14 protein-coding genes and 2 pseudogenes are annotated in these 15,512 nt (G+C 63.4%); 6 read left to right on the top strand and 10 right to left on the bottom strand.

All coding sequences use genetic code 11. The features are described 5' to 3' along the window. Nucleotides 1-13: 13 nt before the first annotated feature. The 3 genes from IPK59_06760 to IPK59_06750 are packed head-to-tail and all read right to left on the bottom strand — an operon-like array spanning nucleotide 14 to nucleotide 2,693. On the bottom strand, nucleotides 14-964 hold the full coding sequence (locus IPK59_06760) for a GlxA family transcriptional regulator (GenBank protein MBK8158467.1): 951 nt from the start codon (nucleotides 962-964) through the stop codon (nucleotides 14-16). A 10-nt stretch (nucleotides 965-974) separates the two neighbouring features. Further along, the gene (locus IPK59_06755; GenBank protein ID MBK8158466.1) at nucleotides 975-1,502 is read right to left on the bottom strand and encodes an amino acid-binding protein; all 528 of its coding nucleotides are present in this window, start codon (nucleotides 1,500-1,502) and stop codon (nucleotides 975-977) included. A 15-nt stretch (nucleotides 1,503-1,517) separates the two neighbouring features. Then, complete coding sequence (locus IPK59_06750; GenBank protein ID MBK8158465.1) at nucleotides 1,518-2,693, bottom strand: FAD-binding oxidoreductase; 1,176 nt, start codon at nucleotides 2,691-2,693, stop codon at nucleotides 1,518-1,520. 208 nt (nucleotides 2,694-2,901) lie between these two features. Here IPK59_06750 and IPK59_06745 point away from each other — a divergent pair. Further along, nucleotides 2,902-3,400: pseudogene (locus IPK59_06745) on the top strand (GreA/GreB family elongation factor). 136 nt (nucleotides 3,401-3,536) lie between these two features. On the opposite strand, the gene IPK59_06740 reads toward IPK59_06745, so the two are convergent. From IPK59_06740 to IPK59_06730, 3 genes and pseudogenes are all read right to left on the bottom strand, one after another. Next, complete coding sequence (locus IPK59_06740) at nucleotides 3,537-3,977, bottom strand: cold shock domain-containing protein (GenBank protein MBK8158464.1); 441 nt, start codon at nucleotides 3,975-3,977, stop codon at nucleotides 3,537-3,539. A gap of 160 nt (nucleotides 3,978-4,137) precedes the next feature. Further along, nucleotides 4,138-4,626 carry a fatty acid desaturase gene (locus IPK59_06735; GenBank protein MBK8158463.1) on the bottom strand — a complete coding sequence of 163 codons (489 nt, stop codon included), beginning with the start codon at nucleotides 4,624-4,626 and terminating at the stop codon, nucleotides 4,138-4,140. Nucleotides 4,627-4,651: 25 nt separating this feature from the next. Then, nucleotides 4,652-5,221, bottom strand: a pseudogene (locus IPK59_06730) (fatty acid desaturase). Between IPK59_06730 and IPK59_06725 the strand changes: the two are divergent. The 4 genes from IPK59_06725 (at nucleotide 5,194) to IPK59_06710 (ending at nucleotide 10,523) form a co-directional block, all read left to right on the top strand. After that, a complete protein-coding gene (locus tag IPK59_06725; protein ID MBK8158462.1) occupies nucleotides 5,194-5,550 on the top strand; it encodes a hypothetical protein in 357 nt (118 codons plus the stop codon). The pseudogene IPK59_06730 and the gene IPK59_06725 sit on opposite strands and share 28 nt — an antisense overlap. 77 nt (nucleotides 5,551-5,627) lie before the next feature. Further along, nucleotides 5,628-6,458 carry an alpha/beta hydrolase gene (locus IPK59_06720; protein ID MBK8158461.1) on the top strand — a complete coding sequence of 277 codons (831 nt, stop codon included), beginning with the start codon at nucleotides 5,628-5,630 and terminating at the stop codon, nucleotides 6,456-6,458. A 353-nt stretch (nucleotides 6,459-6,811) separates the two neighbouring features. Continuing rightward, nucleotides 6,812-9,193 carry an adenosylcobalamin-dependent ribonucleoside-diphosphate reductase gene (locus IPK59_06715; GenBank protein ID MBK8158460.1) on the top strand — a complete coding sequence of 794 codons (2,382 nt, stop codon included), beginning with the start codon at nucleotides 6,812-6,814 and terminating at the stop codon, nucleotides 9,191-9,193. Nucleotides 9,194-9,332: 139 nt separating this feature from the next. Then, nucleotides 9,333-10,523: an SIR2 family protein gene (locus IPK59_06710; protein MBK8158459.1), complete on the top strand. Its 1,191-nt coding sequence runs from the start codon at nucleotides 9,333-9,335 to the stop codon at nucleotides 10,521-10,523. On the opposite strand, the gene IPK59_06705 is transcribed toward IPK59_06710, so the two are convergent. Then, the gene (locus tag IPK59_06705) at nucleotides 10,520-11,545 is read right to left on the bottom strand and encodes a serine hydrolase (GenBank protein ID MBK8158458.1); all 1,026 of its coding nucleotides are present in this window, start codon (nucleotides 11,543-11,545) and stop codon (nucleotides 10,520-10,522) included. The two genes, IPK59_06710 and IPK59_06705, sit on opposite strands and share 4 nt — an antisense overlap. A 25-nt stretch (nucleotides 11,546-11,570) precedes the next feature. Then, nucleotides 11,571-12,404, bottom strand: a complete 834-nt coding sequence (locus IPK59_06700; protein MBK8158457.1) for an AraC family transcriptional regulator — start codon at nucleotides 12,402-12,404, stop codon at nucleotides 11,571-11,573. Between the two features lie 150 nt (nucleotides 12,405-12,554). Here IPK59_06700 and IPK59_06695 point away from each other — a divergent pair, with 150 nt between their 5' ends. Then, nucleotides 12,555-13,031, top strand: coding sequence for a DUF1203 domain-containing protein (locus IPK59_06695; protein ID MBK8158456.1), 477 nt, complete (start codon nucleotides 12,555-12,557; stop codon nucleotides 13,029-13,031). Between the two features lie 7 nt (nucleotides 13,032-13,038). Here the strand turns inward: IPK59_06695 and IPK59_06690 are convergent, their stop codons facing one another. Continuing rightward, complete coding sequence (locus IPK59_06690; GenBank protein ID MBK8158455.1) at nucleotides 13,039-13,920, bottom strand: hypothetical protein; 882 nt, start codon at nucleotides 13,918-13,920, stop codon at nucleotides 13,039-13,041. An 11-nt stretch (nucleotides 13,921-13,931) separates the two neighbouring features. Then, nucleotides 13,932-15,446 carry a PLP-dependent aminotransferase family protein gene (locus IPK59_06685; GenBank protein ID MBK8158454.1) on the bottom strand — a complete coding sequence of 505 codons (1,515 nt, stop codon included), beginning with the start codon at nucleotides 15,444-15,446 and terminating at the stop codon, nucleotides 13,932-13,934. Nucleotides 15,447-15,512 lie beyond the last annotated feature (66 nt).

Here is a 15,512-nt window from a genome sequence, read left to right as displayed (position 1 = left end):
GTCGAAAGAGCTGTCAGCTGCGCTCGGCGTTGGGCAGGCGGCCGAAGCGCTGGCGATAGAGCTGGGCGAAATGCGACGGGGACCCGAAACCGCAGGAAAGGGCGATCTCGGTCACCGGCAGGGTGGTCTGCGAGAGCAGGCGCCTTGCGTGATCAAGACGCAGATCGCGGTGATAGGCCGTGGGGGTGCGGCCCAACTGACCGCGGAATTGGCGCTCGAGTTGGCGTTGCGAGATGCCGAGGTCGGCCGCGAGGTCGGCCGGCGACAAAGCGCGGTCGAGCACGTTTTCCATCCGCTTTACCGCTTCGATCAGCACGGGCCTGGCACTGCCGAGGCGGTGGATGAGATCGCCGCGCTGATGTTCGGTGGGTGTCCTTGCCCCGCTATGAACGAACTGCTCGCCGACCGCTTTCGAGAAGGCGAGGCCCTGCTGGTCGGCGATGAGCCGCAGCATGAGATCGAGGGCGGCGATCGAGCCGCCGGAGGTGACGATGCCGCGATCGATGACGAAGAGCTCGTCGACCAGATCTAGGTCGGGATAGAGCTCGGCCAAGGCGCCGCGAAAATCCCAATGCACGGTGCAGCGATGGCCGGCAAGGAGCCCCGCGCGCGCCAGCACGAAGGTGCCGGTGGAGACGGCCCCCACATCCTTGCCGAGGCGGCGATGGCGCCGCAACCAGTTCAGGATGCCGGCATGGCGATATCGCTCGGCATGGAAGCCGGCGCAGACCAAAGCGAGGTCGAACGCGCTGTCGCGTACCTCGGCGATGGGACGGGTCATGAGCTCGATCCCCGCGCTGGAGCCGACCATGCCGCCTTCGCCCGAGAGCAGCGACCATTCGTAGAGCGGCTTGCCGGAGAGCCGGTTGGCGATGCGCAGTGGCTCGATGATCATCGAGAAGGAGGCAAGGGCGAAGTCCGGCACCAGCACGATGCCGATCCGCCTAGTGCCGACCTCGGTCATGGTTGAGGATTCAGCCGACCTGCTGCCAATGGCATTTGAGGTTGAGCTGCGAAGCCGTGTTGGCGATGGTCGCCATGCAGGTCGCGGCCTTGGCGGGCGGTACCGAGATCGCCATGCGCAGCAGGAAGCGGGCGCCGGAATCGGAGGGCACCGATTCCGAGTTCAAGCGCACGATGTTGGCACCGAATTTCGGCAGTGCCTCCGAAAGCCGCGCGACAAGGCCGGGACTGTCATCACCGGTGATCTCGACGCGGTGGGTGATATGCGCCTGCGCGTCATGGCTTTCGCGGTACTGGAAGGCCGAGACGGTGAGTTTGCCGTCCTTGAGGAGCGGCAGGGTGCGCAGCTCCTTTTCGATATCGGCAAGTGCTATGCCTTGCGGCAGCTTCGCCACCAGCGTGAATTCGGCGCCACCGCCCAGAACGGCGAAGGTGGTGTCGCCGAGATTGACGCCGAGGTCGAACAGGCGACCGGTCACTTCGGCGATGAGGCCGGGGTGATCCTCGCAGATGATGGAGATCAGGGCAGTGCCGCTCATGTCATCACTCCTCGGTCAAACGACGTTCTGTTCGCGGAGGGCCGCGCCGGTCAGCAGCCGGTCATAGCCGAAGCGGCGGAGATCCAGGCTGCGATATTGGCCGAAGGTCACCAGTTCGCTCAAGGCGCGGCCGATCGCCGGCGATTGCTGCAGGCCGTGGCCGGAAAAGCCGTTGGCGAGCAGGAAATTGTCATAGCCCGGCGCGAGGCCGACGATCACGTTCTGGTCGAACACATTGTAATCGTAATGGCCGGCCCAGGCGCGCACCAGTTTGATCGCCTCGAAGGACGGCACGCGATGGGCGAGCGTCGGCCATATCAGCTCCTCGAACAGGCGGTAGTCGAGTTCGAAATCGAAGCTGTCGGGATCGTCATGTTCCTCAGGGCTGACGCCGCAGATGAACTGCGTGCCTTCGGGGCGGAACCAGACGCCGCTGGGATCGATGGTGAGCGGCACGTTTTCGATCTCGTCGCGGCAATCGAATACATAGATGAAGCGCTTCCGGGAATGGACCGGTAGATCGACACCGGCCATGGCGGCGATGGTGCGGCCTTGCGTGCCAGCCGTGTTGATCGCGGCACCGCAGGCGATGCTCTCGCCAGAGGCGAGGGTGACGCCGGTGATGCGGCGATTGTCGCGGGTGAGGCCGGTTACCGTGTCGCTGATATAGGTCACACCCTGCGATCGCGCCTTGCGCTTGAAGGCCTGGAGCAGGCTGTAGGGATCGGTCCAGCCCTCGTTGACCGGGCCGAAGCTGCCGCCGGCAAGATCCGCGGCGTTGAGCCAGGGGAAGGACTCCTCAAGCTCGCGCGGATTGAGGAGCTGGGTCGCCGCCCCCAGCTCATGCTGCAGGCGCTGATTGTTGAGAAGCGTCTTGAGACCGGCGCCGGTCGCCAGGAACAGATAGCCGTTCTCGCGAAACTCGACGCCCGCGCCATCGTTGCCGACGCGCAGATGTTCGTCGGCGGCCTTGATGAAGGCCGCGCCGAAGGCGGAGATGAGCACGTTCTCGGCGGTCGAGAATTGCAGGCGGACACCGCCGGCCGAGCGGGGCGTCGCCGCCTCGGCATAGGTCGAATCCTTTTCGATGACGGCGATGGTGCCATTGAAATCGGGCTGCGCGCTGAGGAAATAGGCGGCCGAGGAACCGACCACCCCACCCCCGATGATGACGACGTCGAAGCTTTGCATTTTATGCGATCACGTTTGCTGGTGCCAATGCCGTAGGGGCTGCAAGCGCTCGGCGCCCGCATCCCCGATAACCCGCGCCCGTTATAAGGGCTGGCCCGGTGCGGGTCCACACCCCTTCATGGGATGGAATGACCGGTTTGACCTTGACGGGGCGGTACTTCGGCCTAGCTTAAGAAGATCAGGTGAATAGCATGAATTGGTCAGCGGTATGAGCAGGGCGTTTGTAAAAAGAGAATGACGATCAAGCGACGGAATTGCCGGAGCGGCCGCAAAGCCCGCATCCCAATTTCGTGACGGCGCACGGGCTCGATCTGCTCAACCAGCAGGAAGAGGCGCTGGAGGATCAGCGCAGCCGCCTGATGGCCGATGAGCAATTGCTCGACAAGGAGCAATTGCTCGTGGTCGAACGCGATCTGCGTTACGTGCAGGATCGCATCATCAAGGCGATCGTGGTCGATGTCGCGGCCCAGCCGCAGGACAGCGTCGATTTCGGCGCCACGGTCGATACGGTCGACGAGAATGACGTGAAGCGCCATTTCCAGATCGTCGGTGAGGACGAGGCCGATCCCACCGCGGGCAAGCTCTCCTGGGTGTCGCCCTTTGCGCTGGCGCTCAAGGATGCCAAGGTCGGCGATGTCGTGATCTGGAAGCGCCCGGTGGGCGACCTCGAGCTCGAGGTGACGCGGATTACCTATCCCAAGGGGTGATCCCATCCCCTGGTTGCCAAGCTTTCATGCGGCCACAAAAAAGCCCACCGCGCTGGGTGGGCGAGCTTGGAACGGCGACCTCTTTCTCATTTCCGAGGTCGCCGCTGTTCCGCTGAAGCAAAGCGCCGGCTAGACCTTAATCGTCGTGATGTTGACGCGGACTGCGACCATAGCCGCCACCCCGGTCGCCGCCGCCACGATCGCCATAGCCACCCCGGTCACCGCCGCCATAGCCGCCGCGGTCACCGCCGCCGAAATCGCGCCGGGCGCCGCCGCCATTGCCACCGCCGCCGAACGGACGACGCGGTGCTGCGGGACGTGCCGGTGCTGCTGTCGACGTGTCCAGGTTGATGACGCGGAGCACCTGGATCCCCTTGCGTCCCTGGCCGACCTCGCAGGTGATGGTCGAGCCTTCGGGGGCATCCTGCAGGCCGGCATCCTTCAACGCCGAAATATGCAGGAACACATCAGAAGAGCCGTCAGCCGGCGTAACGAAGCCGAAGCCCTTCTCCGGATTGAACCACTTAATCTTCCCCCTGAGCTCGCTACCGCCGGAGGACTGGTATTGGTCAGTCATGAGTGCGCTCTTGAAAATCAGGACCAGTGATTAGGCAATTCGCCACGACCGCCAATCGAGGATGAGCGGGTCATACCGAAAAGCCGCATTCAGAATGGGCTGGCGAAAACGGAAATGCAAGACTGGTAATACGCTTTCCGCCAGTTCTTGTTGCAGGATGTTAAGACACGCGCGGCGCGCGCCCGGCCATCGCCTGCGGCCTGCTCGGCGGCGCGATCGGCAGCGGCCCATTGAGCTGGCGGAGTGCGCCCGCGATGAGCGCACCGTCATAATGCTCCTGGTCAGCCGTGAAATAGCGCGGCAGCTGCCACCAGGGCAGTTGCATCCTGCGGTGGTGCAGGCGGTGCATGTTCATGTTGAGGAACAGGCGCTGCAACGGCCGGGGCAGAGAGAGGTTGTAGGCATAGTCGACCCGGTCGAGGGGCGTGCCGAAATGATAGACATTGTCGAGCAGCGAAACGAGCAGGCCGCGGCCCAGCAGGAAGCCGAGGAAGGCCGGCCAATAGGGACCCCAGGCGATGCCGCCGGCCAGGATCAGCGCCCAGGCGAGGAGCGCATCCTGGCGGATCTCGGCGATGCCCTTGGCCCCCCGCCAGGGCCTGCTCGGCCAGGGCGCGGAGACGCGGCATCGGTGGCTCGTCGCCGGCATAGAGGCTGGTCACCAGATACCCGACCCAGCGCCTTGGCAGGAGATAGAGGAGCGGGGTCAGCACCTCGACCACATAGAGGCCGCCCAGCAACTCGCCATAGAAGCGCAGCCGGGCCATGCCCCGGCTGGTCGAAGCCGGGTCATAGCTGTCCGGCCGGTCAAGCCGGTGCCGGTTGAAGCGGTGATGCATGAGATGGCCGAAGCGCAGCAGGCGGAAGGACGAGCCCCAGAGAATGGCGAGCAGGCGACCGGCGCGGCGGTTGCTGTCGGCACGGACCAGGAGCTGGCCGTGGATCGCCTCGTGAAGGGTCGCCCAATAGCCGTTGGCGATGAGGGCGAGGGGGAGGAGGCCCCAGATCCAGGCGCCCGAGACCAGATGGGTGAGGAGCGGCAGGGCGAAATAGGCAGCGAGGCTCGACCCGGCATAGAAGGCGAGGAGACCGCGGTTGAGGCGCTGATAGCGGACGGCGTCGGCCGGGTTTGATGCTATTTCCGTCATGACCTGTTGATGACGCAAGACGCCCGAACTGGCAACGTTCTTCGTCACTCTGAGGAGAGGATCGGCTGATGGTGACGAAATGGTGGGTGCTGGCATATGCCCTGCTGCCGGGTACCGTCCTGGCGGAGGAGGCGCACCCGCACCCCGAACTGGTCCGCACCTATTATGATTACGGGGTGGCGGAATATTGCGGGCTGGTCGATGCGCCGGTCCACAATGGCTATGCGCTGCTCCGTAACGACCAGCTGGCGCGCGGCAAGGTCGGGCGCGAGGACGACCGCTTGGCCAGGCTCGCCGCCATCACGGCGGTCGATTACGCGTATCAGGATCATGGCCTGTCCGGGAACAAGACCTGGTGCCGGACCGAGGGCGCCGCGGCGGTCGAGCGGTTCACGGTCTATTTCCGGACCCGGCAGCTGCCGTGAAGTGATGGGGTGGGAGTCACCGTTACTTTGCTTGAATTTCAAGTCATTGCGGCGTAACGCTGCGAAGTGAGTTTGCCGTGTCGCGTCTGTTGCCGGGGGTTGCCAAGATGGTTTGGGGTCTCGTGATCGGTCTGGCCATCGCTTATGTGGCCGTGCTCGTCCTGCTGTTCACCGTTCAGCGCAGGATCATCTTCAACCCGGGCATGAGCCAGGCCGATCTGGTGGCGTCGGCGGCACCGGCCGGCATGCATGCGGTCGACCTCATGGCGGCGGACGGCATCACTGTCACCTCCTGGTATCTGCCACCGACCCGCGCGGATGGACGGGTCATCGCCTATTTCCATGGCAATGCCGGCCATCGCGGCGACCGGGTCGCGCGCATCCTGCCCTATGCGGCGGAAGGCTATGGCGCATTGCTGGTGGGCTATCGCGGCTATGGCGGCAATCCCGGCGAACCCACCGAAGATGGCCTCTATGCCGATGGGCGCGCGGCGCTTGATTTTCTGCAGAAACAAGGCGTTGAGGATGATCAGCTCATCCTGTTCGGCGAGTCCCTGGGCGCTGCCGTGGCGACCCAGATGGCGACCGAGCGGCCGGCCCTGGCGCTCATCCTGGAAGCGCCCTTCGCCTCGATTCTCCATTCGGCCAGGCAGCGCTACAAGTTCTTCATCTTCGACTGGCTGGTGCGGGACAAGTTCGACAACCTCGCCAAGATCGTGAAGATCGAAAAGCCGCTGCTGCTCATCCATGGAGATCTCGACCGCACCACCCCGGCGCATTTCGGCCACCGCCTGTTCGCCGCCGCCAAGGAACCCAAGCAGGGATTCTTCCCGACAGCCGCCGGCCATAACGACCTCATGCATCACGGCATGCCGGCGCGGGTGCTGGCGTTTCTGGCGAATCTTTAGGGCGCGCCGAAATAGGGCGTTCGTGCTGATGCCCCTCACCCCGACCCTCTCCCCGCAAGCGGGGCGAGGGAGTTTCGAGCCAGCTTCGTCTTTAGCCCCTCGCCCCTTTGGGGAGAGGGGTTGGGGTGAGGGGTATTGGCTGCAGCTTGGTCTTTTTCGCAGCCTTATGTGGATAAGTTTATCCACAGCCTGTATTGTCTGTGTGTGGTCTGATTTTATACTTGATAATCATATACTTGTATGTCTCTGCTTGTGGGTAAGTCCGGGAGAATAAAGACAGAACAAGCGTTGACGGAACGGCGCCGGAAGTGGTTAACTCATCCCTCGATTTTGCGCATGAGGATGGACGAAAAATGGCCCAGGTTGCCGCGATTTCCCAGCAGATCTGGGACATGAAATACCGGCTGAAGGCGCTGGACGGCGCCCCTGTGGACAAGACCATCGAGGATAGCTGGCGCCGGGTGGCGGAAGCCCTGGCCGAGGCGGAGGCGCCGGATGCGCGCGCCAAATGGTCGGACCAATTCTTCGAGGCCCTCAGCGATTTCAAGTTCCTACCGGCGGGGCGAATCCTGGCGGGTGCCGGCGCCAAGCGGACCGTGACCCTGTTCAACTGCTTCGTCATGGGGACCGTGCCGGACGATATGGGCGGCATCTTCACCCATCTCCGCGAAGCGGCGCTCACCATGCAGCAGGGCGGCGGGATCGGTTACGATTTCTCGACGCTCCGCCCCAAGGGTGCGCCGGTCAAGGGTGTGGGCGCCGATGCCTCCGGCCCGCTCTCCTTCATGGATGTCTGGGACGCGATGTGCCGGACGATCATGTCGGCCGGTCACCGGCGCGGTGCCATGATGGCGACCTTGCGCTGTGATCATCCTGATATTGAAGCATTTATTGACGCAAAGCAGGTCGCCGGCCGGCTGCGCATGTTCAACCTCTCGGTGCTCGTCAGTGACGCCTTCATGGCGGCGGTGAAGAACGATGAGCCGTGGGAGCTGAAGTTCAAGGACACAACCTACCGGGTCGTCCAGGCGCGCGAGCTGTGGGAGCGCATCATGCGCGCGACCTACGCCTATGCCGAGCCCGGCGTGATCTTCATCGACCGCATCAACCGGAAGAACAACCTCCATTACTGCGAGACGATCAGCGCCACCAATCCCTGCGGCGAGCAGCCCTTGCCGCCCTATGGCGCCTGCCTGCTGGGCTCGGTCAACCTCACCACGTTGATCTCGGATCCGTTCACGCCGGATGCCAAGCTCGACATGGCGGCGCTTGATCGGCTGGTGCGGATGTCGATCCGCATGATGGACAACACGATCGACGTCTCCAACTTCCCGCTCGAGGCGCAGGCCGCCGAGGCGAAGGCCAAGCGCCGCATCGGGCTTGGGGTCACGGGCTTGGCCGATGCCCTCATCATGTGCGAGGCGCGCTATGGGGCGCCCAAGGCGATCAAGCTTACCGAGACCTGGATGGCGGCCATCGCCCGCTCGGCCTATCTCGCCTCGACCGAGTTGGCACAGGAGAAGGGCGCCTTCCCGCTCTTCGACCGGGAGAAGTTCCTGGCCTCCGAGACGGTGAAGACCCTGGACCCCGACGTGCAGGCGGCGATCGCGAAGCACGGCATCCGCAACGCGCTCCTCACCTCGATCGCGCCCACGGGCACGATCTCGCTCTTTGCCGACAATGTCTCCTCGGGGCTGGAGCCGGTCTTCAGCTTCAAATACACCCGCCATGTTTTGATGCCGGACGGCACCCGCCAGGCGGAAGAGGTGACGGATTATGCGTATCGGCTGTTCCACCGCCTGCGCGGCGAGGACGCCCATCTGCCGGATTATTTCGTCGATGCCCAGTCCTTGAGCCCCCACGACCATGTCGTGATGCAGGCGACGGTCCAGAAGTATATCGACAGCTCGATCTCCAAGACCATCAACTGCCCGGTCGATTTGAATTTCGAGGAGTTCAAGAGCGTCTATCTGGAGGCCTATGAACTGGGCTGCAAGGGCTGCACCACCTACCGGCCGAACGACGTCACCGGCTCGGTCCTCGAGGTGAAGCCCAAGGAAGCGCCGAAGCCCCAGGTCGAGCTGCCGCTGGTCTCGCCGCGGTCCAGCCAGCAATCTGATGCCGTGCGCCTCGATGCGCCCAAGCCCCAGGACGTCTATGAGGCGGGCGGCGTCGTCTACATGACGCAGCCGCTGGACCGGCCGGAAGCCCTGCCGGGCGCTACCTACAAGGTGCGCTGGCCGGAAAGCGATCATGCCATCTACATCACAATCAACGACGTGATCCAGGATGGCAGACGTCGCCCGTTCGAGGTGTTCATCAATTCGAAGAACATGGAGCATTACGCCTGGACGGTCGGCCTCACGCGCATGATCTCGGCCGTGTTCCGCCGCGGCGGCGACATCTCCTTCGTGGTTGAGGAATTGAAGGCCGTGTTCGATCCCCGGGGCGGGTCCTGGGTGAACGGCCGCTATGTGCCCTCGCTCCTCGCCGCGATCGGCGAAGTGATCGAGCGGCATCTGATCGCCATCGGCTTCCTGCCCGACCCTGCGCAGGAGCGCGCCGAGCTCGAACACATGGTGGCCCGCAAGGTCGCCAACCTCGCCGACGGTCTCGGCAACGGCGATGCCGGCGGCCGCAAGCTGGCGCACTGCCCCAAATGCAACTCCCCCTCCCTCATCCGCCAGGAAGGCTGCGACATGTGCACTTCGTGCGGATATAGCAAGTGCGGGTGAGGGGGCTAGCTTAGCTCAGCTCCGAACTATTCTTTTCAAATCGCCTGCCATCCGGATCATTACATGGGCGTTGATTTTCGGACGGTGCATTTAATAGGCGATGGGCTGCGTTTTACGGCCAAAAGTGATATAGAGCGCTATGCTCCATTCCGATAAACACGGTGCACTACTCGTTGGGTCTGGGATCTCTATTCCAGCAGGGTATCCGTCAGTCCAGGCTCTGACGTCGATTGTACTTGCTGGTAACGGTGCATACAGAGACACGGACGAATGTTATTACATCAACCCCGACCGCCGTGAGACTTGCAAATACGTAAGTGAAGCGACAGCTATATTGAAACGATTGAAACAGACAATCGATCCTTCGCTTCAGCAGTATCAATATAGTGGAAGAGCAGCCAACTATGAAGACTTGGTATACGTCGCGCGTCAGCTTGGAGATTTCGCACTAGGCGAAATAGAGAATCCAGTTGTTGGCCCATTTTTACAGCAGGTTTTTGGTGCCGGCGGCCCATGGCAAGCAACCCACGGGCACGACGATTCTCTCGGCAGTTACATGCGGCAAACTGAAAATTATGTTCGCGATATTGTTTGGCGTTGCCTGCAAAAAGAAGCCGAAAGGACTGAACATCTAGAGGTGTTCCTGGCGGCACTTCAAGACAAGTCTGTGAGAGCCCTCGCTATCGGTACGCTAAATCACGACACTCACTTCGAGAACTACTTGGCTCATGCGGGAGTTCAGGTTTGGGATGGGTTTGGGCAAAATGAGAATGAAGTTAGGTATTGGTCAAGAACTGACATCGCTTTAGATGATAAAAGAGTCCCATTCATTAAGCTGCATGGTTCTATCGACTGGTTCGAATTTAGACCGGAAAGTGGTACAGCGTACTACGACGACAGGGTCGGCGTAGCCCTCACGAACGATATACAGCACACGCGCACGACGGATGGTCAACTGCAGCTACCGCTTCCTGGGCGACCTTTGATGCTCGTTGGTACTTTTAATAAGTATATTGATTATGCTACGGAGTTGTTTTCCACCGTTCATGCCCGATGGCGCGCAAGACTTGATGTCTCAGATCGCTTGGTGATCTGCGGATATGGCTTTGGCGACCGCGGCATAAACGCTCAAATCATTGAGTGGGTATACGGAAGTCGCGATCGAAAGCTATTGATCATGAACCCGGGCATAGAGGACCTTAAGAATCGTTGCCGGGGAGCGATTAGAAATAAATGGGACGGTTGGGTCGAGGACGGAATCCTAGAGACAATTGACTCCCCAGTACAGGATGCCGATTCCGCTTCTGTTTCTAGGTTCCTTAGCTCCTAATTTCTGGCAATCAACGCCGGCAGTACGTGCTCCAGCATGATTGCGGCCGGGGTTTTCCATTGGTCGGGCCGGTTGTAGGCGCCGCACAGGATCGCGATGACCAGCTTGCGGTCCGGGATCAGGATCAGGCGCTGGCCGCCATTGCCCATGGCGAAGCGGCGGGGGCCGTGGCCGTCGGTGGCATTGCGCAGATACCATTGATAGCCGTAGTCGACATCGTCGAAGCAGGGCACGCGCGGCGTGAAGGCTTGCGTGAGCCAAGCTGACGGCACGATCTCGCGACCGTCCCAACTTCCGTTCTGCAAGACCATTTGCCCGATGCGCGCAAGATCGCGCGGGGTGAGGCGCAGGCCCGAGGCGGCTGAATAGGCGCCGTCGCCGCCTGTTATCCAATCGGATGCGTCGATGCCGAGCGGTTCGAAGAGATGCGTTCGCGCGAAGTCATGCAAAGTGACGCCGCTGCCCTTCTCGATCAGACGACCTAATAGGGCCGAGGCGCCGCCGGAATAGATCCATCGCCGGCCCGGCGTATCGACAAAGGGCCGCTCCAGCACGAAGCGGTAGCGGTCCGGGGCTTGTTCCATGCCGATCTCGCTGTTGGCCGGGTCGGTATAGGGGAGATCCTCATTCCATTCCTGGCCCAGCGTCATGGTCAGCACGTGCTGCACCTTGAGCGCCGCGCGCTCTGGACCCTTCGCGAGATCGGGATATTCGGGAAACTGCGCAAGCAGCGGCGCTTCCGGCACCGGCGCTTCGCCCCGCGCCAGGGCGATGCCGTAGAGCAGTGCCACGACGGATTTGCTGACCGAGCGCAGGTCATGGATGGTCTCGGGCGCGAAGGCGACGCGACCCAATGGCTGTCCCCAGCGCTGATCCTCGCCCGCGACATAGCGTTCGAGGACCAGCTTGTTGTCAGCGAGGATGACCAGCCCATGGAGATCGGGCAGAGCGCCGGCGGCTATGGCGGCGTCCAGCTTGCCCGCAAAGCCGGAGCTGAAGCCGTGATCTTCGGGTCGCCCCATCTTCCAATCAAGGACATTGCGCGTCTCACTCCTTGACCGGCAGCCAGATTTCGAAGCCGCCCGATCCCGTCACGGGGTCGAAGCGGGCGTGGTAGCGTTCCTGCATCGGTGTGTCGGCGGCCTTCAGGCCGGAGGCGGGCAGCCATTGGTTCCAGATCGTGTGGCAGACATTGCGGATGTCGGAGACGTGGCCGTCATGCTGGAACACGGCATAGCGTTGTGCGGGCACGCGCAGGCGGAAGAATTCGGGCGGCTGGTCGGTGAACTCGGTCACCTCGACGCCGGCGATGTAGTCGAAATTGCCGGCATCGTCATAGGCGTGGCAGATGCCGTAGGCGGCACCTTTCACCATATGGGGGATGTTGCCCCAATAGGCATTGAAGCGCTGCCACAAGGCCGGAATGCCGCCCACCGTGTTGCTGTTGAATCTCTCGTTGAGGCCGGCGAAGAGGCGCGGCGGCTTGTCTTCGAAACGCGGGTCGGCGAGCGGGATGGTTTGGATTGCGTGCATGCGGATCGGCTCCAGGCATAAGAGGTCGTCGAGGGAGTGGCGGCTCCTGACCTCTTCCGGCGTCCCGCCGAAGAAGTCGCGGAACGCGCGCGTGAAGGCCTCGTGCGAGCCGTAGCCTGCCTCAAGCGCCACCGCCAGGATATCGGGCGCACCCGCAGCCAAGTTCCTCGCTGCCACCGTCAGGCGTCGGCCGCGCAGATAGCCGATGACGGAATGGCTGGTCGCGGCCGCGAAGGCGCGCGACAGGTGGAAGCGTGAGACGCCGCCATTCCGCGCGATGTCATCAAGGCTGATGCTGTCGGCGAAATGGCTTTCGATAAACCAGAGGGCTTTTTCAACAGGCTTCATGAGAACACTCGCATTGGCCGGATGCCCTTATGCCAAAGGGCGGCAATGTCCATTTGATCGATCTTGCGCATGGGGGCAGCGCAAGGTCCGGATAGCGGGTGGGCGGCCGACGCGTCAAATTGCGTGCGACACATGATCGGGAGATTGACCATGACCGCAAGCATCAAATTCGTATCCCTGCCGACCGAGACCGCGCGCGCCTTCCAGGCCGGCGGCGTCGACGCCAACGGGCAAGTGCCGGAACGGCATATTTCGGATGGCGACGGCATCCCGTGCCGGCATTGCCAGCAGGATGTGGCGGCGGGGGAGCCTTATCTCATATTGAATTATCGGCCGTTCCCGGCGCCGCAGCCTTATGCCGAGACCGGGCCGATCTTCCTTCATGCCGATGCCTGCCAACGCTATCCGGAAGTGGCCGAACTGCCACCGGTCGTCGCGGTCCGCAAGCTGTTCCTGCTGAAGGGCTATAACGCCGACGACCGCATCGTCTATGGCACCGGGACGTTGGTTTCGCCGGCAGAGATGCAGGAAGCGGCGGCCAGGATCCTGGCGCGGGACGACGTCGCCTATGTGCATGCGCGCTCCGGCACCAACAATTGCTATCAGTGCCGCATCGACCGCGCGTGAGGCTGCCTCAGGGCATATCGAGATTGGCGACATCGGCGCCGAAGAAGGCCTGCGGTTCGGAGGGTTTTGCCTGGAGTTCGGTCTCGCGTTCGATGACGCAGGCCTTGGTGCGGTCGTAGAGCTCGGCCCAGCTATAGACCCAGGTCCAGGAATCGAGCAGGCATTTGTCGAAGTAGGTATAGGTCTGGCTCGCATTGCAGCCGAAGGAAGTGCGGTCGGCCCGCGCCGCGGTGAGGATGATGCGGTTGGGCTGCGCCATGCCCTGTTCCAGGAACAGGCCGCTGAAGCAGGACGAGACGATGACGACGGTCGGCCGAACCCCGCAATGATTGTCGAGCCATTGGTCGAGCACGCTGGGCGGCAGCACACCGCCGCTGCCGCCGGCCTGGGAGAGATAGAAGCCGTCCTCGCGCCCGTGGGATGTCATGAATACCAGGCATTTTTCCTGCTGCGACGGCGTGACATAGCCAAGGGCCGCGTCGATCGGCCCGACATCGGCGATATCCTCCGCTGAAGGAGCGGTGGCGGGGTCCGAGGTCAGGCGGCGCACATTCACATCGTCCTTGCGTTCGAGGATGCTGAAGAAGCGCCGCGTCGCGTTGTCGAACACCTTGATGGAATTGTCGCCAGCGATGAACAAGGCACCCCAGGCAGCGGGCTTCTTGGGTGCCGCCGGTTGCGCGGGGAGAGCGGCCGCTTGCGGCGCCGGGGCGGGGGCTGCAACGGCAGGCGCGCTGGGGGCCGCGGCAATTTCGGGGGCGGGTTGCGCCTGGACCTCATCCTCCTCGGGCAGCGCTGTCGCGGTGCCGGGCAACGATCCAGCACACGCGGTGAGCGAGAGGGCGAGCAGCAGGGCGGCGGCGATCCGGGTCGGGGTCGAAATTGTCATAACGTCCTTCATCACAAATGCAGTGCTGCCGCGATGGCCTTCACGCCGGGAAGGATCCTGGCATCGGGCACCGCGGCGTAACCGAACATCAGGCCCTGGGGCGAGATGCCGGAACCCTTGCGGTCGTCGGCCACATCATAGGCGGAGAGCGGCGACACCGTCACGCCCACGGCGGCGATTTTTTCGGCGATTTTCGCATCGCCCTGGCGACGCAAGGCGGGGTCGGCCAGCTGGCCCACCAGATGGAGGCCGGCGGCATCGGGGCGCAGCACGATCCGGCCGCCGAAATGAGCCTCCGTCGCGCGCAGCAGCAATTGCTGGCGCCGGGCATAGCGCTTGCGCATGCGGCGGACATGGGCGGCGAGATGGCCGCTCTTGAAGAATTCAGCCAGCACCGGCTGGGTCGCCATGGCGGGCTGGTCGTCCACCACGGCGCGGGCGCTGCGGAAGGCCTGGGACAAGGCCCGCGGCGCCACCAGATAGCCGACGCGCAAGGACGGGAAGAGCAGCTTCGAGAGCGTGCCCACATAGATGACGCGGCCATCCTCGTCGAGGCTGCGGAGGGCCGCCAAGGGCCGTCCAGCATAGCGGAACTCGCTGTCGTAATCATCCTCCAGCACCCAGGCCTTGGCGTCGCGCGCCCAGGCGAGGAGGGCGAGGCGGCGCTGCAGCGACATCACGACACCCAGCGGATATTGATGCGAGGGAGCGACACAGGCGATGCGCGCATCCTTGGCCGCACGAAGGCCCGCCGCGACGTCGAGCCCTTCCGCATCGACCGGGACATGGACCAGTCTGCCGCCGGCCGCCCCGATGGCCGCACCGATGCCGGGAAAGCCCGGCCGCTCGACCCAGACCTTGTCGCCGGGATCGAGCAGCAGGCGGCAGGTGAGGTCGACCGCCTGGCGGATGCCGCTCACGATCAAGACATCCTCGGCCGCGCAATCGATGCCGCGCGCCTGGCGGAGGAAATCGGCGATGGCGGCACGCAGCGGCGGATAGCCGCCGGGATCGCCGCCCTCGATGATGCTGCGCGGCGGTTGGCGCCAGGTCTTGGCGAGGAGGCGCGACCAGAGGGCGAAGGGGAAGTCGCTGCTGTCGACCCAGCCCGGGGCAAAGCACGGATAGTGGGGGGAGGCCTGGGGACGTGTGCTGCCGCGCGGGGCATGGAGCAGGATGGCACTGCGCCGGGCGAGTTGCGGCGGTGCCGCGCGGCCCTGGCGCTGAGGGCGCGCATTTTCCGGCGTAAGATCGGGGAGATCGCCCGCCACATAGGTGCCGGAACCACCGCGCATCACGAGATAGCCCTCGCTCAGCAATTGCTCGAAGGCGCCCAGCACGGTGTTGCGGGAAATGCCCAGCTCGTCGGCCAAAGCCCGGCTGGCCGGCAGCCGGTCGCCCGGCCGAAGGCGCCCGCCCAGGATCGCCTGCCGCAGCTCGGCATAAAGCTGGCGGAACAGTGGTTCGGGGGCGGTGGGGTCGAGGGCGATGTCGAGCAGCGAGCCTAATCCGGCCGGGCGCGGCATGGGGGTTACTCCAAAGTGGACCCACACTTTAGACGATTTCGGATCTTTTGATAGATCCGCCTTGGG

The sequence above is a fragment of the Rhodospirillaceae bacterium genome (assembly GCA_016712715.1).
Lineage (GTDB): Bacteria > Pseudomonadota > Alphaproteobacteria > Dongiales > Dongiaceae > Dongia.
Note: the sequence above shows the minus strand (reverse complement) of the source record. Positions and strands in the feature narration are given on the sequence as shown.